This window comes from Chitinophaga pinensis DSM 2588 (genome assembly GCF_000024005.1).
In the GTDB taxonomy this organism is placed as follows: Bacteria; Bacteroidota; Bacteroidia; order Chitinophagales; family Chitinophagaceae; genus Chitinophaga; species Chitinophaga pinensis.
This window is the reverse complement of record NC_013132.1, coordinates 4256063-4276515: the sequence shown is the minus strand read 5'-3', so window position 1 is coordinate 4276515 and position 20453 is coordinate 4256063. Positions and strand designations below refer to the sequence as shown.

Here is a 20453-nt window from a genome sequence, read left to right as displayed (position 1 = left end):
GTGCCTACCAGTATGACTTTTATTATTTGCGCTAATAGTTTTCCACATGTGTTAGTTCCTTTTTTTTGAAAAAACCGTTCGCTACTTCACTTTTGTATTCTGGCAGCATATGAAAAGTAGTTTATATACGTCATGCGAATGCCGCACTGCATTGCCTTATTGAGGATGTACATTGTCCCTCAACGGCTGGCACACCAATCAGACTTTAACGCTAAATAAATAGAAGGTATGGGAATTTTTGATAAGAGATTACAGTATAAGCCATTTGAGTATCCGGAAGTGTTACAGTTTACCGAAGCGATCAATAAGTCATTCTGGGTACATGCAGAGGTTGATTTCACGGCAGACACGCAGGACTTCCATTCCCACCTGAATCCGGCTGAAAGAACAGCAGTCAGGAACAGTCTGCTGGCTATCGCCCAGATTGAAGTAGCGGTTAAGTCATTCTGGGGTAACCTGTACAATCATCTGCCAAAACCGGAGATGAACGGACTGGGTTCCACCTTTGCAGAATGTGAATTCCGTCACTCAGAAGCTTACTCCCGTCTGGTAGAGGTACTGGGTTACAACAGCCAGTTTGAAAAACTGGTGGAAGTACCGGTTATCCGCCAGCGTATCGAATATTTATCCGATGCCCTGAGCAACGCAAAATCGACTGATACGAGAGAATATACCATTTCACTCATTTTGTTCTCGATCCTGATTGAGAACGTGAGTCTGTTCAGCCAGTTTGCCATCATCCTGTCATTCACCCGTTTCAAAGGGCTGATGAAGAATGTGAGCAACATCATCGCCTGGACTTCAGTAGACGAACAGATCCATGCAAACGCTGGTATCTACCTGATCAACAAGATCAGAGAAGAATATCCGGAAATGTTTGACGAAGCCACTATCACAAGGGTGAGCAACCTGGTGAAAGAGTCTATTGAAGTAGAAAGCAATATCCTGGACTGGATCTTCTCTGAGGGTAAGATCGATACGGTGAGCAAAGAGCACCTGGTAAACTTCATGAAATACCGTGCGGATGACAGTCTGAAAAAGATCAATCTGCCTGCACTGTTCAATATCAGTACAGAGGACAACAAACCTATGCTGTGGTTTGAAGAAGAGGTGTTTGCCAATAGCCTGGATGATTTCTTTGCAAAACGCCCAGTGGATTACACAAAACACGACAAGAGCATTTCTGCGCTTGACCTTTTCTAATCTCATTTATTGAATCATTAAAACGGAAAAAAACATTTGTCATGGCGATAACAGAATTAGCACAGCTAACAGGTGTGACGGAACAATACGAAATGCCTAAGTTGTGGTGGAAGAATTCAGAGAGTGAACAGATCCTGAACAGAGGATATCTGTTAAAAGGGGAAACAGTTGAAGGGGCAATTGACAGGATTTGTACCGCTGCTGCACAGCGTCTCTATAAACCGGAACTGAAAGAAGCATTTGTTGAGATGATCGAACGAGGCTGGATGAGCCTCAGCTCTCCTATCTGGGCCAATATGGGTACAGAGCGTGGATTGCCGATTTCCTGCTTCAATGTGCATATTCCGGATAATATTGAAGGAATTACACATAAGCTGGGTGAAGTGATCATGCAGACCAAGATAGGTGGAGGTACTTCTGCTTATTTCGGCGGACTGCGTGCCCGTGGTAGCGCAGTAACAGATAATGGTAAGAGCAGTGGAGCGGTGAGCTTCATGCGTCTGTTCGATACTGCTATGGATACGATCTCTCAGGGTGGTGTACGTCGTGGCGCATTTGCTGCCTATATGGATATCGACCATGATGATATCCAGGAGTTCTTATCCATCAAGGATATCGGTCACCCGATCCAGAACCTCTTCTATGGTGTATGTGTACCTGACTACTGGATGCAGGATATGATCGATGGTGATATGGAGAAACGTGAGATCTGGGCGAAAGTGCTGGAAAGCCGTCAGCAGAAAGGGCTGCCTTACCTGTTCTTCACCGACAACGTCAACCGTAACAAACCACAGGTATATAAAGACCTTAACCTGGCTATCAACGCCAGCAACCTCTGTTCTGAGATCATGCTGCCGTCTACGGAAGATGAGTCTTTCATATGCTGTCTCTCTTCCATGAACCTTGAATTATACGACGAGTGGAAAGATACAGATGCCGTTAAACTGGCTACTTTCTTCCTGGATGCCGTATTGCAGGAGTTTATCGTTAAAACAGAAGGCAATCACTTCCTGGCGGCGGCGAACCGTTTTGCAAAACGTCACCGTGCATTAGGTCTGGGCGTACTGGGATGGCATTCTTATCTGCAGAAAAATATGATTGCTTTTGAAGGTATGCAGGCAAAACAACTGACCTCTATCATCTTCAAAGATATCAGAGATAAAGCTGAAAAAGCGACCAAAGAACTGGCATGGATCTATGGAGAGCCGGAAGTACTGAAAGGCTATGGCCGCAGGAACACCACGCTGATGGCGATTGCTCCTACTACTTCTTCTTCTGCGATACTGGGTCAGACTTCTCCTGGTATTGAGCCATTCAGCAGCAACTATTTCAAAGCGGGTTTGTCCAAGGGCAACTTCATGCGTAAAAACAAATACCTGAAAGCCCTGCTGGAGCAGAAAGGTATCGACAACGAAGACACCTGGCGCAGCATCATGCTGAACCACGGTAGCGTACAGCATCTGGAGGAGTTGACAGAACATGAAAAAGATGTGTTCAAGACCTTCAAGGAGATCAGTCAGCTGGAGATTGTTCAGCAGGCCGCTATCCGTCAGACGCATGTTGACCAGGCACAGAGTCTGAACCTGAACATTCCTTCCAACCTGCCGGTGAAAGAGGTGAACAGACTGCTGATTGAGGCATGGAAATTAGGTGTGAAGACATTATACTACCAACGTAGTCAGAGCGTGTCTAAAGAGCTGGTGAACAGTCTGGTGACATGTAAGAGCTGCGAAGGATAAGCAATCATACTTCACAGTAATATAAATAAATCGGGGGCGCATTGACATGTGCCCCCGATTTGTTTTACAGTATCTGTTACGCTAAAGAATATGTTTATTAAGATGCTGTCTGCTTACACAGCTGAGACTAATCTACATATAATATTGGTCCGGCGCCGGAAGTGTCTTCGTTGACAGGTTCTATTCCGCTGGTTTCAATATACTTTTTGAAATTACGGAGCTCCTCTTTTATCATTGATTCGAATAACGGCGTCAGCAATTTTGCCAGTCCTCTGCCTGCGGGCCCAAGTGGCGCCCTGTAGGTAATTACAATCTGTAATTCGGTGCTTTTTTCTCCAGCATCAGCAAAAGTTACTTTACCGGCGTTATCGATATCGGCGCCGGGAAGTGCGTTCCAGCCAAGGAGTGTGCCTTCTTCTTCTTTGATGATTTCTGCATCCCAATTGATAGGCGCAGGCAATCCAGGAATATCAGCTTCCCAATGATAACGTCCTCCTCCCAGATCGGTGACAGATTGAAGATGTTTCATAAAAAGCGGCAGGTTTTCCAGCTTCCTCCAGAAGGCATAGACTTCGTTGCGGGGGCGGCCGACAGTGAGTGCAACCCGCACATTCACATTTTTAGCAGGATCTGGCAGTCGCTTTTTTCTCATGGCGCTATATACCGGACAGTTGCCGGTCACCGCACGGTATAAAAGAAATGCTCCAGCACCAGCTTTCAGCAAGCGGGCATTTTTACCGGTAATGGCATTGAGGAGCAGAAAACCGCCGGTTACGGCAGAGATGATGCGCTCTGTATTATTGACATTTACGGCCGGCTTATTACCTGTTGAAGAATTTTCATTCATAACAATGTTTTTATGGTTTTAACAAAAGATTGTTGCGTAAATAGTTTACGCTTTATTGGTCACTGGTCTATCGGATATTCTGTTATTGAGATGAGCAGGCTTGTCTTTTGTCTGATTGATCTTGCCTGCATAAGATGAAACGATTGAAATAAATGATCCTACGCTGAAATTGAGTACCAGGGCGTTCATAACAAGCATTATGAGCCAGCCTGCCGGTCTTTCCTGTATCTGGGGAGGGGCATTTTCCGGGGCGAGCGTATCCGGAGTAGATGACAAGATATCCGGATAGAATGCGGCCAGTAGTACCGCCGCAAAAATGATGGAAAGTACGGTACCTATTATCGTTGTAAGATGCGCTGCGATCAGCATGGAGACAGTTCGTTTCTTCTCATATGGTTTGTATATCAGTTTGAAGTTATAAGCGAGAATTGCTACCCCAAACGCCGCATTTCCTATATAAAGAAGATACAAACTCTGATAATTGCCTTCCTTTAAATGGACGACCAGCAGTACGCAATAGAACAAAGCGCCCACAAAGCCATACGCCAGGTATTCCATCCAGTGTTTCCTTTCAAATATCGGGTTCATCATACACTACCTTTTCCCTAATAACAGGCAAAATCATACCAGTGGCAAACACGGGGGGAATATTTCACCGCAGTCGGCTAAAATGCGTCGATGCGACACAATAGTGTAGATACTGATACTCACTGTATGTTATCCCAATGCTTCCTTGTGCTTCAGTTCCCGCTCTACCTTGTGCGGTAGTTTGAACGCCGGGATTAAAGTCACCAGCATCAATACGGCCGTAAAAAGAAATCCATCCCTCAATGCATAGTGTTCTGCCAGCATTGTATCGTATCCTTTAGCCAGGTAGTGATCATTGATGTAAGTATGCATGGAACCGCTGATTGCAATACCGACGGAGCCTCCTAACTGTAACATCAGGCTGTTTAAGGATGTGGCGGTGGCTGTCTGTGACGGGCTTACAGCGTTTAACATCGCTGTTGAAACCGGCGCTATCAGGAAACTGATCCCCAACCCGCGTACAATCATGGATAAGACAATAAACCAGACGGGCGTTCCCGTATTGATCTGCGCAAAGAGGAAGAAAGATGCGGACACCAGTACAATACCAAATACGGAGATATTCCTGATCTCTCCGGCATCTGCCATTTTACCTGCCAGCGGTCTTGTCAGCAGCATAACAAGCGCATTAGGTAATATCAGGAGCGCACTTTGAATTTCTGTATATTTCAGATATCCCTGTAGGAGAAAGGGAAGGAAAAACATCCCGCCAAACAGGGCCAGTGAACGCAGGGCGACGATGATAAAGGCACGATTGAAAGCCGCAACGCGGAATACGGAGAGATCCAGTAATGCGGAGGGCTTTCGGGAAGAACGGATGAACAACCATAGTGATAAGACCGTCAGCAGGACACCCGAGATAAACTGCCAGGAGGTGAAACCGAATTTATCACTTGTACTGGTCAGCGTGAATTGGAGTAATATAATGAAACAGATAAAGAGGAAATATCCTTTAAAGTCAAAAGGTTCGCTATAACGTTTACGTGATTTCAGAAAATTCAGGTAGCGCATGTTCATCAGGATCGCGATGATACCTATGGGTATGTTGACGTAGAAGATTGCCTGCCAGCCAAGATATTCCGTTAATACACCGCCGAGTGTCGGTCCTAGTGCTGGTCCCATTACATTGCCGATTCCCCACCATCCTATTGCACTACCCCGTTCATCTTGGGGAAAACTCTCCGAGAGAATCGCCAGTGAAACAGGCGCAATAGAACCACCCCCGACAGCTTGTATTACCCTCGACCATACCAGCATATCAATACTTCCTGCGATGCTGCACAAAGCCGAACCCAGCACAAATACGATGATACTTGCCATATACAGGTGATAGTACCCTACCCTGTTCTTCAACCAGTTGGTCAGCGGGATAAACAGCAGGAAAGTGATCATATAAGCTGTAATGACGAGGGAGACATCATCCAGGCCCACATCGAACTGACGCTGTATCACCGGAAGAGAGACGTTTACAATACTGCTGTCGATTGCTGCCATGGAAGTGCCTATCATCAGTGTCGCCAGGACATATTTCTTGTATCTTAACATAAGGGAAAGTTTTTGGAGCCGCACACAACAGTACCAGAGCATTAAATAAGGGCACCTCATTGCTAAGGTACCCTTTTATAGATCATACCGGTTGAAACCTGTTGTCATTTTCCTCAATTCTATTGTTCTTTTACAGCCTGGAAGCGTTGTCTCCGGGACGTAAGACGTATCTGTGAGTTATGAGAAGCAAAATATGTTCCTGTTGATGAGGACAGGGGCAATGAGAAATATTTAAGACGGTGTAGTTGTTTTTTTTGCAAAAAATGTCCTCTGGGTTCCACAATCAGAAATGCGATTATGACTATGCAGTCACGTTTGATTGGAAGAAGACAAAGCTGGTGAGGAAGTTTGGAGAGGACTGGCAAGAAAGATCAAATTTACAGATGTAAGTGAGATAGAAAAACATATAACAAGAAATATAAATTAGTTTATTTGTATTTTTTTTCAATTGAAGAAAACATCATGCAACTATTGACAACATTCATCAGAGACAACAAAGCAGATTTTATCGACCCATAATAGAAAAGAAGACGTACAAGGGAGTGACACAACGGCGGCTTCATAGTAATACTACTGCCGGCTAACATACATCTAAACAGTAACAGCAACGACCATAAACAAAAAAGGCTTTATGAATTTCTTCATAAAGCCTTTGCATTTCAAAAACCGGTCAAAATTAAAGTGCCGGGGTATTTATGGGTGAAAGCATCATACCGACAATAATGACGCCTCCACTCGCCCGGGCACGCTATGGTCTGACAATTGCCCCTTTTCTTTATTGCTAAGTAATTCGAATACATATATTTCACCCCATACAGGATACATAAAATCTAAGAATTCGGCTGGCGTCTGTACAGTTGCCGGATCAGTCTTTCTGTACCATTCCGGCGCAGGCCAGCGAACAGACAGCGTATTGACGCCTTTACGGAGTAAGGCAGCGTCTGTGATATCCAGGTTGAATGTCGTCCATTTATCTTCCAGCTGGAGGGTCGATAGCGGCGCCCCATTCAGCAGTACCCTTATTTCCTGGTTGGTACCAGGCGCTCTGGCTATTAATGAAGCCGTAAAGCCGATACTGCCATCTGCAATGAAGGTGAAATCAGAGCGATGGTGACGTGCCTGATAATAATTTACTTCAGGCAATTCCACGTTAAAGACGTCATAACTGGTGGTTGAATAACATTTTTCCAGCAGGTCGATCGTTTTACCGGGAGCTGGTGTATGCTGTGCAATACGTAATGCCAGGATATCGTCGGCCAGACTTTCACCAGCTGTAGACGCAAGCGGTGTCATAGCATCTACTAATGCGATATCCAGCAATTTGCGGCGACGTTCATGTATGAATCCGAGACCACCTTCGTACTGTGTGAAGATGCCGCTTTCAACCAGCTCTTCGTGTGTTTTACAGAGCGCGTTTTGCAGGCGGCGGGAAGAGAAGTCAATAAAGTTCCGCATCACGTCTTTGGCCTGATCAGTAGCTGCTGCGGCTTCCTGGCAATGGTATTGCAGGACCGGCGCGGCCTGGCCGTAGTGTGCATTGTGTACGGCGGCTGCTATGTGTGCGACTGCGCGTACTTCATCATCAGGATACAGTCCGCTGTCGTTATTTACCTTCACAGGCGTTCCCAACAGAATACCTGCTACGGTTTCGGCAGTAGGCTTCATAGATAATTTAATGCCCTCTACTGTCAGGTGACAATAGTCAAGGAAGACCTCGAGTCCTGGCAGTGCGTCCGGGATTAGTTTAGTGAACACTGCCGGAAGATCTACTACGGTAATACCCAATGCAGGTGCTTCTTTCAGGATGGTGTCTCTGATGATGCGGAAGCAGCGTGGTTTGCTTTCTGCACGGCCATAGATGGCGGTGTCACGTGCACTTTCCATCAGACTACGCGCTGCCTGCCAGTCGCCCGCTGCTTTGCGGCAAATGGCTTTCCATTCATAGCCCAGGGGGTGTGTCATGTCGAGGGCGGTCATCCGGGAGGATACATTTTCCAGGAGTTCATAGTTATTGGCCAGCAATGCTTCTTCTCCGTTTTCTACCAATGCCGCCCATTTAGCAGCACCGGAGCCGGTCAGACGTGTTGCATTTTTCTCCTGCGGATTGCTGTTCCAGTCCCCCAGGTTAAACTCAGGAATGACGAATGTAATCGGGATACCCGTTTGTGCTGATAATGTATGCGCGTATGTCAGGAACCCTTTCACCATATCACGGAAGCGGGTTTCCAATAATGCGCGTACATCGGATAACAGTCCTTTGTCCTGCAGGCGGCACAGTTCCTGGTAGTCCGCCGGGGACACGGTATCCTTCATCGTGTGCAGCCAGTTATTACCAGCAAAGATCACCACTGCCGCTGGTTTTAAGGCCAGGGCTTCGGGCAGCAGCCCTCTTAATATCGGGAGAGAAAGGTCAGTTCTTGCCAGGTCCAGTACTTCCGTATCGAGTGTACCGGGAGCAGCGAGATTTAATAACGCTTCCAATTCGTGTGCGACGGTGTAGAACGGATCGTAGAGATATCCTCTGGCGACAGATTCACCTAAGAGGATCACCCGTTTTTTACCGGCTGATGGCTGTGGAGAGAACTGATGGTTCTTTGCCCACAGCCACCAGTCCATACGTGCGTTTACATCACGGGTATACAACTCTACCCCATCTTCTTTACCCAGTGTCCAGATACCGACACGTTCAGGTAAAGTATTGCTGATAAGATCATCTGTCTGCGCAGCGACAGTTGGTAAAGCGGTGAGATCCTCTGTACCGGGCAATTGCTCAATACCTAACGACGTCGCCAGTGAATTGATTTCGCCGGAAAACGCAGGACCTGCATTTTTATATAACAGAGAGGCAAGCTGGTTTGCCTGTTCTTGCTGGGATGCTATTATATTGCTCATAAAACTGTTGTTGCTTAGATGAAAGTATAAGTGTTACGCTGTGATGCATATTTGGTTGTCATGACGCCGGAAATCCATTCGAGGATTCCCAGCTCATTTTCTGCGCGATCGATAATAAAGTCTTCCACCACCAGTACATCGATGTTGGTGCTGATGAAACAGTTGATCGCATCTTCGGGTGAGCAGACGATCGGTTCTCCTTTTACGTTGAACGAAGTGTTGAGGAGGATGGGACAGCCCGTCAGCTCATTAAAGGCTTCCAGTAAATGATGGAAACGCGGATTGCTGTTGCGCGTCACTGTCTGTAACCTGGCGGAACCATCTACGTGTGTGATGGCCGGCAGATCCAGGGGGGAGATCACCTGGCAGGTTTCCAGCATGAAAGGAGATTCATGATCGATATCAAAATGTTTCTTGTATTCACTGTCGAGTGCCGCAGGAGCAAAAGGCCGGAAGCCTTCCCTTTTCTTCACCATTGCGTTGATCTTATCACGCATTTCGGTATCCCTTGGATCAGCGAGGATCGATCTGGCGCCCAGGGAACGCGGACCAAATTCCATTCTGCCATGGAACCAGCCGATTACCTTCCCTTCTGCGATACGGGCGGCAGTTTCTTTCACCAGTGTTTCCTGGTCACCTTCGAAGCTGTGGTAGCGAAGTGAAGTAGATTCCAGTACTTTTCGAACATGACTGGCTTCATAACGTGGACCGAGATATACGTGGCCCAGTTTACCAGGTGTCATGGGTTCTCCGCTGATCCTGGTATAAGCCAGGCTGGCAGCGCCCAATGCACCACCTGCATCATTGGCCGCAGGCTGTACGAAGAGATTTTTGAAGGGGGTGTTTTTAATGATTTTACCATTGGCTACGCAGTTCAGCGCAACGCCACCTGCCATACAAAGGTTCTCGCTACCTGTTTTACGGTAGAGGTATTCTGCTTTGTTGATCAGTATTTCTTCCAGCACTACCTGCAAGCTGCGGGCAATGTCCATATGTTCCTGATCGACAGATACACCGCGTACCCTGGCTGGTTTGCCGAATAAGTCAGCAAAGCGGTCGGTGAACATGCGGCTTTCTTCGAGGAAGTCGAAGTATTCCAGGTTCAGTTCATATTTACCATCGCCGAGCATTTTAATCAGCTGACGTACCTGGTTCACGTAAGTAGGTTTACCATATGGCGCAAGTCCCATTACTTTGTACTCGCCTTCGTTTACTTCGAAACCGAGGAAGTTGGTGATTGTGCTGTATAATAATCCGAGGGAGTGTGGATAGCTGACTTCTTCCCAGAGGTCGATATTGGATCCGTTACCTGTGCCGTAAGTGGTCGTGGCCCACTCTCCTACGCCATCTACTGTAAGGATGGCTGCGTTATCAAAACCGGAGTAGTGATAACTGCTGGCGGCGTGAGACAGGTGATGGTCAAAAAACTCGATCCGGCCTTCATACCCGAGTATATCACGGATCTCCTGTTCTACCCAACCCGGACGGAACTTCTTACGTAATACATCTGAGCGGTTCCAGATACCGCTCCATAACTGACGCCCCAGTTTCTTTGTGGGGTCTTCGTAAAATGCAATGCAATCAATATCATTAATACCGATACCTGCTTCTTTCAGGCAATATTTCAGCGCCATCCGTGGAATTGCGTCATCTGCCTTGAGTCTTGAAAATCTTTCTTCTTCTGCTGCATATTTCAGCTTGCCATCCTGCACGAGGCAACAAGCAGAGTCATGATAGAGGGCTGAAATGCCGATTATATTCAATGCCATAAGACTAGAATTTGTAATAGTTTTAAAAGGGTCAATCCATATTAAGGGAAAAGTCATGAATGGTTTGTTGTATGCTGGCTACCTGCTTTTCCAGGGAAGAGCGTTCTTTTTTACCGGCTGTTTTTTTCAGCAGATCCATTTTGAATCCGGCCAGTAGTTCGAGGTTGCCCAGCATACCTTTTTTATCCATCAGCTGATCGTCAATGGAAGCTGCGATCTGCTGGAACTGTTTCAGTCCGTAGTCAATCGCGTCCACATCATTCAGCGTAGCCAGGTAGCGCAGGTATTTCACCAGGTAGTCCTGTTTCTGGCGATCCCGCTGTCTGGATACAATGGATAGAAAAGACTGATTATCCTTAGGATCTTCGTTGCCCAGGTAGATATCCAATATCGTACTGGCCATTTCGTTATCCTCCAGGAAGGGTGTCAGCTGTTGTGCTGCCAGTTGTTTATCCAGCTTATTCAGTCCTATCAGTGCGGAAGCGACTACATTATAAGAGGAGTCTTTCAGCGACTGTACAAAAAGGTCTTTGTAAGCAGGATCTTTCAGGCTGCGTAAGGCTTTTACAGCGGCCTGGCGTACCAGTGGTTCCGTATCATATCGTGCAAGGCTGTCGATGATACCGGCGTATGTTTTACGCGTGTCTCCGTTTTCAAGGTCTGTGTATTGTACAGCAATTTTCCGGAGTCCGTCGTTGGTATCATGGAGGGCTGTCCGCAGAAATGCACGAGCCAGTACGCTGGTATCCTGGGCCTGTACACAGGCTTTGAGGGCTTCTCTTCTATCCAGGTAATTACCGGCGTATTTATACTGGTAAATGAATGTTTCAAGCGTTTTTTTGTCAGTTTTCTTACAGATCAGTTGTTTACCTGCATCGACGTTTACCAGTGCAGGTCTGGTGTTTTTATCAGGATAAGAAAGGGTGAATACCTGTGTGCGGCTATCTACCTTTATGTCTTGTGTGGTACGTTTACCATTTGTGTAGAGGTCCACTTTCAGGGGAAGGATAAAGATGTCGCCTTTTTGTTGCTGTGCGATCTTTATGGCTACAGTGCCGGCGGCATCATTGTATTCGTAGGAGATATCCAGTACCGGGAAACCGTCGCGATAGAACCATTGATCCCAGAACCATTTCAGGTCGCTACCGCTGGCTTTTTCGAATGCTGTCCGCAGGTCTTCTGCATCCACGGCTTTGAAAGCATTTTCAGACAGATAGCTCCGCAGGGCGGCAAAAAATTTATCTTCTCCAACGAGGTCACGTAACATACTAAGTATGTTGCCTCCTTTTTCATAGGTGACAGCGTCAAACAGCTCTGTTTCATCTTTGTATGTTTTATATATCAGGGGATGATCGTGTCCTTCTTTCTGCTGCTGGAAATACTTTAACATCATTTCGTATGAATGGTGGTGCGCCGCGTCTTTGCCGAAGGCGTATTCGCCCCAGAGTACTTCGCCGAAGTTGGCGAAGGATTCATTTAAGGCGAGTTGCGACCATTCTTCGCAGGTAACGAGGTCACCGAACCATTGATGAAAAAGCTCATGCGGAATAATCCATTTTGCGTCTTCATCTCCCAGCAGGGCCCTTGGATTCCTGCGCAGCAGATCGCCGAAAAGGGTTGCGGTTGTATTTTCCATACCACCGGAGAAATAATCCTTCACGACGATCTGTGCGTACCCGGGCCAGGGGTATTTGTAGCCCAGTTTTTCAGAGAAGAAACTGAGCATCTTCGGCGTAGCGCCAAAGATCTGTTTTGCGTAGGCACTGTATTCCGGTTCCATGTAGTAATCTACCGGCAGTCCGTTCCAGGTGTCATGGACGACTTCGAATTTTCCTACTGCCAGCATAAACAGATAAGGCGCATGTGGCGATGTCATTGACCAGGTATCTGTACGGTTACCGTTTGGCTGCTCCAGTTGTCCTTTTAAGACGCCATTGGACAGGGAGCGGTATTTGGCCGGTACAGTGATACTGATCTCTGATGTGCTGCGCTGATCCGGTTTATCGATGGTGGGAAACCAGGAAGAAGCGCCGGAGGTTTCGCCCTGTGTCCATACCTGGAACAAAGGACCTTCATTGTCTTTTCCTGCGGGAATAAAGTAAATCCCTTTTGTGGTCTGTACCGGACCAGCAAGACCGCCAGACAATGCATCAGGTTTAGCGGTGTATGCAATGTGTACCGTGTACTGTTCGCCTTTGCTGTATGGTTTGTCCAGCTTTATCAGCAATTGTGCGCCGGTCGACTTATACGGCAAAGGCAGGCTTTCTTTACCTTTTTGCAAGGTGACGGCTGTCACGTCCATGCTTTTGGCATCCAGTATCAGGGAATCCTGCCGGGGCAGGGCTGCCTGCAAGGTGATCCAGGCTTTTCCATGTACGAGGTGCTGCGGATAATCGAACGATATATCCAGTTTTGTATGCACCAGGCGGGCATACTCCGGAGGGGCGTCTGCCGGAAATGCGGCAGCAGACAGCCGGTATACCTGTAGGCAGGCAGCTATCACTGCGCTACGGCACACATTAGTTAACAGACCCATAAAAAGATGTTTTAATAAAGAGAAAGGGGGATCCCGGAAGCCTGTCGGGGTACTTCCGGGAGTATTAAAAAAGACGGGGGTAACAAATTGTTGACTTACTTACCTGTTGACTAGTTTTCTTTTTTCACGCGGTCTTTTTCTTCTTTCGTACTATCTCCACGTTTTGCAACTTTCAGTTTCGTATTTCCAAACATGTAAGTGAAGGTCAGCCAGGCTACACGGGATTCAAAGCGGTTCAGGATGGCTACATCCACATTGTTGTAGATCGCTTTTCCTTTGAAACGGTTCGTGTTGAATACGTCGCTTACCCGCAGACGTATACTGCCTTTTTTGTTCAGGACATTCTGTTTCAGTCCTACATCCAGTTTGTATTGCGCTTCTGCTTTTATGAAGCCATACAGCCATGGGGAAAGATAGAAACCGCCTACGTCCAGGAAGAGGTTTTTAGTGAGTTTAAAAGACTGATAGATGTTGATATTGACGTCGTAGTTATCGAAGTTGCGATAGTTACCGGCGTTATCATCGATGTACTGGCTACGGTTGAAAGTTACTGTATTATCTGTGGACCACCAGTCTGTGATATCTTTTGAATAAGAAAGACTCCCTGATATTGTACGTAATTTTTGAAGATTGCGCAGGAAAGACCTGGTGGCATTGCTGCCTGCTTCCTGCTGAATGTCTTCGGCTATCACATCTTTTGTAAGACCATAGCGTGCGACAAAAGTTATTTCATTTCTCCATGAATAAGTTGCTTCGAATGAATGCGTATAAGCGGGCTTTAAGTAAGGATTGCCTTCGCGGTAAGTATAGCGGTCGTCATAAAACCGGAAGGGGTTCAAATCCTGGTAGCTGGGTCTTTCTATACGTTTACTGTAAGATACCATCAGGTCATGGTCTTTCGCCAGTTTACGGCTCAGGAACAGACTTGGGAACAGGTTGGTGTAGGAACGCTCTGTGCGGGTATTCAGGGTAACGGAATTACCGTCAGAGTTGGTTTGTTCCACACGCAGACCGGCCTGCAGACTGGTCTTGTTCCATTTTTTACTGAAGTTCAGGTAACCGGCATTGATATTCTCTTTGTAGATGAAGTGGTTCGTCTGCGATTTAGATACGACCCATTCACCACTGAGCAGGGAGTCAAAGCGGGCGTCATTGTCAGTAGATACGAAACTTGTTTTGAGACCCGCTTCAATCTTTGCCTGTTTGGCCAATGGAAATACCAGGTCCGTTTTGGCAGCAAAGACTTTTACGGTAGTCGGAAAATAGTTTCGGACATAATCAGGATCTCCGATATTAATCCCCTGACTGTCATACAGGGTATTGACGAAGTTTCTGTTAATGTTATTACGGAAGCGGGAATAATCGACGTCTATGCCTAATTCTCTTCCCAGCGTATCCAATTTACCTCGGTAGTTAAGGTTACCACCGATGTTATTGAAACCTGATTTTTCTTTTGCGTTGGCGGTCATCATAGAGTCTACTTTCAGCTTTTCGCTGCGGATATCTGTTTTGTTGTCCGCATTTGTGCGCTGATCGTTGGCATACCCCATTACCTGCAAACCGATGGCATGAGAAGGGTTGATGTTATAAACGATGCCGGCCTTGTAGGTGTGGGTGCCCAGTTCATTGTGGGTTTCACCGGACCTGCCGAAGAACGTGCTGGTAGCGTCTTGTCTGACATCCCTGTCAATATCCAGGTATCTGACAGAGTGGTTGAAGGAATACGTGTAGTCACCACTCAGGTTGACCTTATTCTTCTTGTAATTAAGCGTAAGGCCACCCCTGTATTTTTCCCTGCGACCGTAACCAAAACCACCCGTTACGGTACCGTTAAAGCCTGCGCTACCGTTTTGTTTCGTTCTGATATTGATCACCCCACCCGTACCTGCGGCGTCGTATTTAGCGCCTGGCTGGCTGATGATCTCTATCGTCGCGATTGTGTTGGAAGGCATACTTTTCAGCAGGTTGCTGACCTGTGCGGCAGACAGATATGTGGGTTTGCCATCGATCATGATCAGCGGACTGCTTTTACCGTACAGCTGGACTTTATCATTATTGGAGATCGTCACACCCGGCGCGAGTTGCAGTAGTTCCAGTGCGGTACTACCGGTAGCCAGGAGGCTATTTTCAATGTTCATGACTGTTTTATCCAGCTTACGTTCTATCAGTGGTCTTTTGCCGGCAACGACGACTTCTTTGATGTTGCTGACATTCTGCTCCATGGAGAGATTACCGAGATCCGGCGGACCGGCGGACGCGTTCAGTTCTACCGGCTTCCGGACTGTCTTGTATCCTACCAGGGAAACGTGCAGGACGTAGCTGCCGTCCGGAATGTTACCTAAATCGAAAACACCGCTGGCATCGCTCACCACTGTCTTTACCAGACTCGTATCAGATGCCTTGAGCAGGCTGACGGTGGCAAACTCTAATGCTGTACCGCCGGTGCCGGATAGTCGTCCTTTCAGCCCGTTTCCGGCTGCCGGTTGCTGTGCATACATGCTACCTGAGAACATCAGGAGCAGGCATGACAGCAACCAAAACGGCGTCTTTACATTATAGAAAATCTGCATAATAATTGCTATTTGAGGTAATGATTGTTTCCCAAACTTAATCTGCAGAAAAGATGGGTTAAAAACTGTTACACCAACCGGCATTTTTTAAGTACCAAAACCGGGGGTCAGGATGCAATGATATCCTCCGTACATAAGGGTTTGACTCTAATTGTTTCACTTTCCGGGACTTGCATCGCCAGATGCACTTTGTACCCATCCATCAGGACGAGGTCATAGAGGTGCCAGATATGCCCGGCGAGATCCGCACAGCCATTCTGGACAAGAATGTCTTTCACCGGAAAATTAAGTCCTGAGCCTTCGGCTTTTACCAGGGCTTCCTTCTGTGTCCAGAGCGTATAAAAAGCATCCTGTTCCAGTCCGGGATAGCGGTAGATGGCTTCCAGTTCCTTTTCTGAGAACATGCTTTCAAAGTCGTCCAGGCATACCGGCTTTACGGCCTCTATATCGATCCCTATCCTGTTATGTTCTGCGAGGGCGCAGATGACATAGTCACCGGAGTGAGAGATGTTAAAATCGAGGTTTGTATTTTCAAAAAAGGGCCGCTGATAAGAGGAGAACCTGATGTCATTCAGTGACAAATGTCCGTACCCCAGTTGCCGTAACGCATACAGCAACAACATGCGCCCCAGCAGGCTTGCCTGTGCATCGTGCCGGTGCACCAGCCTGCTCAACCGGTTCACAAACTGACCGGGCATCAGACACAACCAGGCCTTGTAAATGGCCTCTGGCAGCGGGCTGTTTTCACAGTAATAAACGTACACCATAAAAAAAGATTCAGGTTAAACCAATACAGATTCATAGAGCAGTTCTTTTTCTCCGAACAGTCGCTCGGCTACAATGCCTTCTTTGAGGCATTCAGCGATCAATCTGTTGGATGCTACGATCGGGTTAGCCCGTTCATCGTAACGGATACTGCTGATAAATTCAAGCCATGGCTCCAGCCCCATTGCGTAAACATATACTTCAGCCGGCGAGAGGGCTTTTACCAGGTCTATACCACGCTGGTAATCAGAACCTGCCAATCGTCGGGAGAAGTCTTTCTCGCGGGACAGTTCTTCTGTGAGTAGTGGTCCGTACAACCAGGTCAGCGGGGCGCCATCACATTCCATTCCGAGGAAGAGCACATCGACGTTACCGATCACTTTCTGTACATGCTGGTACAGGCGGGGTTCCACATTGCAGGAGTCTGCACAGAAAAGCACGGAGAAACCATCTGTTTTTACGTGATAGCAACTCTTGGTGTTGATGTTCAGATCGCAATGTTCACCAATGAAAGGGATGCCGGTGATGGTGCAGTCGCCCAGTGTGATATCGTCCAGGTTACCGATCTCAATGACGTTTTTAAATCCGATTTCTTTAAACATCAGTTTGAGACAGGGATCCTGCAGTGATCCGGAAGTTGTTTTAGGGATCACCAGGTTTTTAATCTTATGCCGTAAAGGCAATAATGTTTCGAAGAGGATGTGATCCTGGTGGTTGTGTGTGATCAGCACGTAGTCGATTTCATCGGGCAGATCCACATCAGAAAACCGGTCTACTTCATGCTGGTATCCGTAGTAAGCGACAAGCGGATCGACCAGGATGGAGGTGTTTTTAGTTTCCACCAGGATACAGGCATGGCCGAAGTAACGCATCCGGATCCTGTCGCCTTCATAAGGTTCGTAAGGGACCGGTGCTTCTTCAGTAAAGAAAGAGGCGAACAATGCAGGATCACTGATGTCAAAGTCAACGGTTTCCATCAGTTCTTCCATGGTAGAAGGCTCTCTCTTCATGCGGGACACCGCATCGATAAAGGGATGACGGAAAGGGATTTCCAGGTTCAGTACATTGGGTTCTTCTAACCGGGGTGTACTGAGTACAAAGGGTCTTTCATCATTTTCCGTGATCCACATGGAGATGCTCTGGAGGCTTTCATCATATATAGGGCTTTTGTAGAGTAATGCTTCTATCAGGCGGAAAGAAGGATTATTATTCAGGTCATATACCAGTTCGACGTATCCTTTCAGGATGTCGGGTACTTTTTCATATAAAGGCTCAAGCGAGACACCTTTATCGTATTGTTTCAGCAAAGCGTCCAGTTCTTTGACGGCGGCGGTGAATTCCAGCTGTAAGGCGCCTTTCTGCTTTGTTCCTTCACGTAGTTGTCTGATCTCTTCTACGCGGTTGGTCGCATAATCCATAAATGGGCCACCCAGCAATTTCGGGTTCTTTGCTGCTGCTGCATGGATGGCAGGCGCCTGTACATAGGAGTCCATAATTTTAAGGTGCCTGCCTACGATGTTCATAGCGCCCGTTGCCGGAGAGATCAGGTGCGACCAGGCGTACCACTGAAAGTAAAGCGGTTCCAACACTACATTGGGCTTGAGGTATAACGGCCTGTTGTTCATAGTTAATTTATTAAACGTTTAGCGTTTTTTTGATCAGGCGTGCAATATCAAATGCACGGTCGAAGATGAAGAAATGATTACCTGGATAGGATATAACATCAATGGGCGCCAGCGTTTCCATCTGCCATTGTTCGGCTTCTTCGCGGGTAACAAATTCATCATATCCTATAATGACGGTAACTGGTATGTCGAAGGGTGTTGTTTGCTGATAGTGATATTTTTCGATCGCCTCAAAATCGGCGCGGAGAATCGGCTCGAAATAGTGTTGCAGGTCTTCGTTCTGCAATATTTCATCCGGACTACCACCCAGGTCTTTCAAAGCCTTCCAGAATTCCGTTTTGGGTAGCTTATGTCTGCCAGGTAGTTTTGACTTACTGGCGGGGGCGCCACAACCTGACAGGAACAACCTGGTTGGTGGTGGCAGATCCGCATCGAGTGCCATCCGCGTGACCAGGTAGGCGAGCAGGGCTCCCATACTATGTCCATAAAAAGCGTAAGGAGTTGTTAAGTCGGACCTGATCTGATTGAAAATATCCGAAGCCATCAGCTGCAGGTCTCTGATCAGGGGTTCTCTTATCCGCCTTCCCCTGCCGGGCGGCTCGAGGGGTATCCAGCACACACCTTCGTTCATATAGATTTCGAAGGGTTTCAGGGAATAGACGCTGCCTCCTGCAAAGGGAATCGAAAAAATATTCATGGCATTTATTTTACGAGTTCGGGTTGTTTTGCATGTTGGAGTTTCACATCTTTGGCTACTTTACCAAAATCGAAGTGCAGAATGCGGTCTGCCTGTCCGTAGTATTTATCATCATGGGTGACGGCGATGACTGTTTTATTCATTTGTTTTAATACTGGGATGATCTGTTCGTAGAAGTATGCTCTGAAGTGCGGATCCTGTTCGGCAGCCCATTCATCCAGCACCATCACATCCCTGTTTTCCATCAATGCGTAGATCAGGGCGAGTCGTTTACGTTGACCCATAGACAACTTATTGTCTATGGATTTCTTTTGTGCGTCGAACCGTACAACATCCTGCAGCTCCATCATGGCCAGATATTTCTGTAAGACGGGGTTATTTTCATCCAGGTCAAAACCGTCGTAATTTTCGTTGAAGAGGTAAACACCGGTAAAGATGGATGACAGACGGTCACTGTAATGCGGGTAGCTATTCATGACAAGCGCTTCTCCATTATAGCGTAGGGAACCTTGTGTTGGCATATAGATACCCGTCAGCAGATTAATAAAGGTGCTTTTACCACTACCGTTCCCTCCAGTTACGAATATGATCTCTCCTTTTTTGATGGAGATGTTAAACGGACCGGCAGCGAAAAGTTTTTTGCCGGCAGCGTCTTTGTATTCATACACCGCATTGCTGAATTCGAGATCTGTAAAGTCGCGGGACAATTCAATGGATTGTTCTTCCAGATTATACTGCGGATAAGTGTCTATTTCTTTTTCCAGTCCGTCGATCCTTTCGACTGCTATCTTCAGGCGGGTAAAGAAAGGTACCGAAGATATAAGTGTAGCAAGCGGCCCCATAATGTAAAGAATGGTAAACACAAAGGCCGTCACACGGGCTGTTGGAATGCTTAATACCTGCGGCATGACAAACAGTATCAATCCGAGTACGATGTACCAGCTATAGTTACCTGTCAGTTCGTTGACGAGATAACGTACAGCCGTACGGTCATTTAGTTCTTTACTACCCTGCAGCGTGCGTTTGATATAGCGATCATAGATACTATTGTTTCTGTTCAGACTCATTTTTATTTCCCGGAAGCCGTTGAGGAAGTCACGCAGATAGCGGTGATAATCATTCTGCAGGTCGCGTACCTCGTTTAACTGCTTCTCTATGGAGTTGTTGCGGAGCAGATAAAAGGCGAGCAGCAATCCCATAAAGCACAGGATCATCGCTCCTGCTTTCCAGGACAGCCAGAACATGTAGGACAGGCCGCATAAAATGATGACGACAGAATTGACGGCATTCACGAAGTTAGAGGGCACCTGTGCCAACAGGCGGGTGTCCTGTATGGCGGTGTACACTCTTTGCGCGCCTAGCTTTTCGAAAGACTCAAAGGTAGATACCCTGAGTTTATCGATAACCCCGGACTCATATTCAAACACGATACTGTTTGTCAATCTTGCGATGTAAGTCTGGAAGGTTTTATTCAACAGGAATGATACTACCAATAATCCGGCGTATATCCAGCTTTGCGGGGCTGCTATGAAGGGCAGCCCCACACCGGCGATAACATTGTTTATGAACACCATGATGCTGCCATATACCAGGCTATTTACAATTCCCAGCAAAGCGATCATGACAAAAAAACTGCCTGATTTATACTTCAGTAATCTAATAAGGTTCATGATAAAC

At 46.9% G+C, this 20453-nt stretch carries 13 protein-coding genes; 2 read left to right on the top strand and 11 right to left on the bottom strand.

Annotated features, from left to right (window positions below; translation table 11 throughout):
* The first annotated feature begins 228 nt into the window (after positions 1–228).
* Together CPIN_RS17020 and CPIN_RS17015 are read left to right on the top strand one after the other, a co-directional pair.
* Positions 229–1203, top strand: coding sequence for a ribonucleotide-diphosphate reductase subunit beta (locus CPIN_RS17020; protein WP_012791075.1), 975 nt, complete (start codon positions 229–231; stop codon positions 1201–1203).
* A gap of 41 nt (positions 1204–1244) precedes the next feature.
* Positions 1245–2942, top strand: a complete 1698-nt coding sequence (locus CPIN_RS17015) for a ribonucleoside-diphosphate reductase subunit alpha (protein ID WP_012791074.1) — start codon at positions 1245–1247, stop codon at positions 2940–2942.
* 127 nt (positions 2943–3069) lie between these two features.
* Here CPIN_RS17015 and CPIN_RS17010 read toward each other — a convergent pair whose 3' ends face one another.
* From CPIN_RS17010 to CPIN_RS16960, 11 genes are all read right to left on the bottom strand, one after another.
* Entirely contained in the window at positions 3070–3789 is a 720-nt protein-coding gene (locus tag CPIN_RS17010; RefSeq protein ID WP_012791073.1) for a YgaP-like transmembrane domain, read from the bottom strand.
* 45 nt (positions 3790–3834) lie between these two features.
* Positions 3835–4380 (bottom strand): hypothetical protein, encoded by a 546-nt coding sequence (locus CPIN_RS17005; protein ID WP_044218957.1) that lies wholly within the window; start codon positions 4378–4380, stop codon positions 3835–3837.
* Positions 4381–4506: 126 nt separating this feature from the next.
* Positions 4507–5922: a DHA2 family efflux MFS transporter permease subunit gene (locus CPIN_RS17000; RefSeq protein WP_012791071.1), complete on the bottom strand. Its 1416-nt coding sequence runs from the start codon at positions 5920–5922 to the stop codon at positions 4507–4509.
* A 708-nt stretch (positions 5923–6630) separates the two neighbouring features.
* A complete protein-coding gene (locus tag CPIN_RS16995) occupies positions 6631–8814 on the bottom strand; it encodes an SGNH/GDSL hydrolase family protein (RefSeq protein ID WP_012791070.1) in 2184 nt (727 codons plus the stop codon).
* Between the two features lie 14 nt (positions 8815–8828).
* Positions 8829–10583, bottom strand: coding sequence for a carbamoyltransferase family protein (locus CPIN_RS16990; protein WP_012791069.1), 1755 nt, complete (start codon positions 10581–10583; stop codon positions 8829–8831).
* A 31-nt stretch (positions 10584–10614) separates the two neighbouring features.
* The gene (locus CPIN_RS16985) at positions 10615–13119 is read right to left on the bottom strand and encodes a M1 family aminopeptidase (RefSeq protein WP_012791068.1); all 2505 of its coding nucleotides are present in this window, start codon (positions 13117–13119) and stop codon (positions 10615–10617) included.
* 110 nt (positions 13120–13229) lie between these two features.
* On the bottom strand, positions 13230–15689 hold the full coding sequence (locus CPIN_RS16980; RefSeq protein WP_044218951.1) for a TonB-dependent receptor: 2460 nt from the start codon (positions 15687–15689) through the stop codon (positions 13230–13232).
* A 107-nt stretch (positions 15690–15796) separates the two neighbouring features.
* Positions 15797–16456, bottom strand: coding sequence for a 4'-phosphopantetheinyl transferase family protein (locus tag CPIN_RS16975; protein WP_012791066.1), 660 nt, complete (start codon positions 16454–16456; stop codon positions 15797–15799).
* Positions 16457–16471: 15 nt separating this feature from the next.
* Complete coding sequence (locus CPIN_RS16970) at positions 16472–18079, bottom strand: MBL fold metallo-hydrolase (RefSeq protein WP_012791065.1); 1608 nt, start codon at positions 18077–18079, stop codon at positions 16472–16474.
* Between the two features lie 10 nt (positions 18080–18089).
* Positions 18090–18776, bottom strand: coding sequence for a thioesterase II family protein (locus tag CPIN_RS16965; RefSeq protein ID WP_012791064.1), 687 nt, complete (start codon positions 18774–18776; stop codon positions 18090–18092).
* A gap of 5 nt (positions 18777–18781) precedes the next feature.
* A complete protein-coding gene (locus CPIN_RS16960) occupies positions 18782–20446 on the bottom strand; it encodes a cyclic peptide export ABC transporter (protein WP_012791063.1) in 1665 nt (554 codons plus the stop codon).
* Positions 20447–20453: the final 7 nt, after the last annotated feature.

What these genes read in the sequence shown, in the direction of transcription:
- CPIN_RS16980 (WP_044218951.1), bottom strand. Translation starts at nt 15,689, where the DNA reads ATGCAGATTTTCTATAATGTAAAGACGCCGTTTTGGTTGCTGTCATGC.
- CPIN_RS17010 (WP_012791073.1), bottom strand. Translation starts at nt 3,789, where the DNA reads ATGAATGAAAATTCTTCAACAGGTAATAAGCCGGCCGTAAATGTCAAT.
- CPIN_RS16970 (WP_012791065.1), bottom strand. Translation starts at nt 18,079, where the DNA reads ATGAACAACAGGCCGTTATACCTCAAGCCCAATGTAGTGTTGGAACCG.
- CPIN_RS17000 (WP_012791071.1), bottom strand. Translation starts at nt 5,922, where the DNA reads ATGTTAAGATACAAGAAATATGTCCTGGCGACACTGATGATAGGCACT.
- CPIN_RS16990 (WP_012791069.1), bottom strand. Translation starts at nt 10,583, where the DNA reads ATGGCATTGAATATAATCGGCATTTCAGCCCTCTATCATGACTCTGCT.
- CPIN_RS17015 (WP_012791074.1), top strand. Translation starts at nt 1,245, where the DNA reads ATGGCGATAACAGAATTAGCACAGCTAACAGGTGTGACGGAACAATAC.
- CPIN_RS16985 (WP_012791068.1), bottom strand. Translation starts at nt 13,119, where the DNA reads ATGGGTCTGTTAACTAATGTGTGCCGTAGCGCAGTGATAGCTGCCTGC.
- CPIN_RS17020 (WP_012791075.1), top strand. Translation starts at nt 229, where the DNA reads ATGGGAATTTTTGATAAGAGATTACAGTATAAGCCATTTGAGTATCCG.
- CPIN_RS17005 (WP_044218957.1), bottom strand. Translation starts at nt 4,380, where the DNA reads ATGATGAACCCGATATTTGAAAGGAAACACTGGATGGAATACCTGGCG.
- CPIN_RS16960 (WP_012791063.1), bottom strand. Translation starts at nt 20,446, where the DNA reads ATGAACCTTATTAGATTACTGAAGTATAAATCAGGCAGTTTTTTTGTC.
- CPIN_RS16975 (WP_012791066.1), bottom strand. Translation starts at nt 16,456, where the DNA reads ATGGTGTACGTTTATTACTGTGAAAACAGCCCGCTGCCAGAGGCCATT.
- CPIN_RS16965 (WP_012791064.1), bottom strand. Translation starts at nt 18,776, where the DNA reads ATGAATATTTTTTCGATTCCCTTTGCAGGAGGCAGCGTCTATTCCCTG.
- CPIN_RS16995 (WP_012791070.1), bottom strand. Translation starts at nt 8,814, where the DNA reads ATGAGCAATATAATAGCATCCCAGCAAGAACAGGCAAACCAGCTTGCC.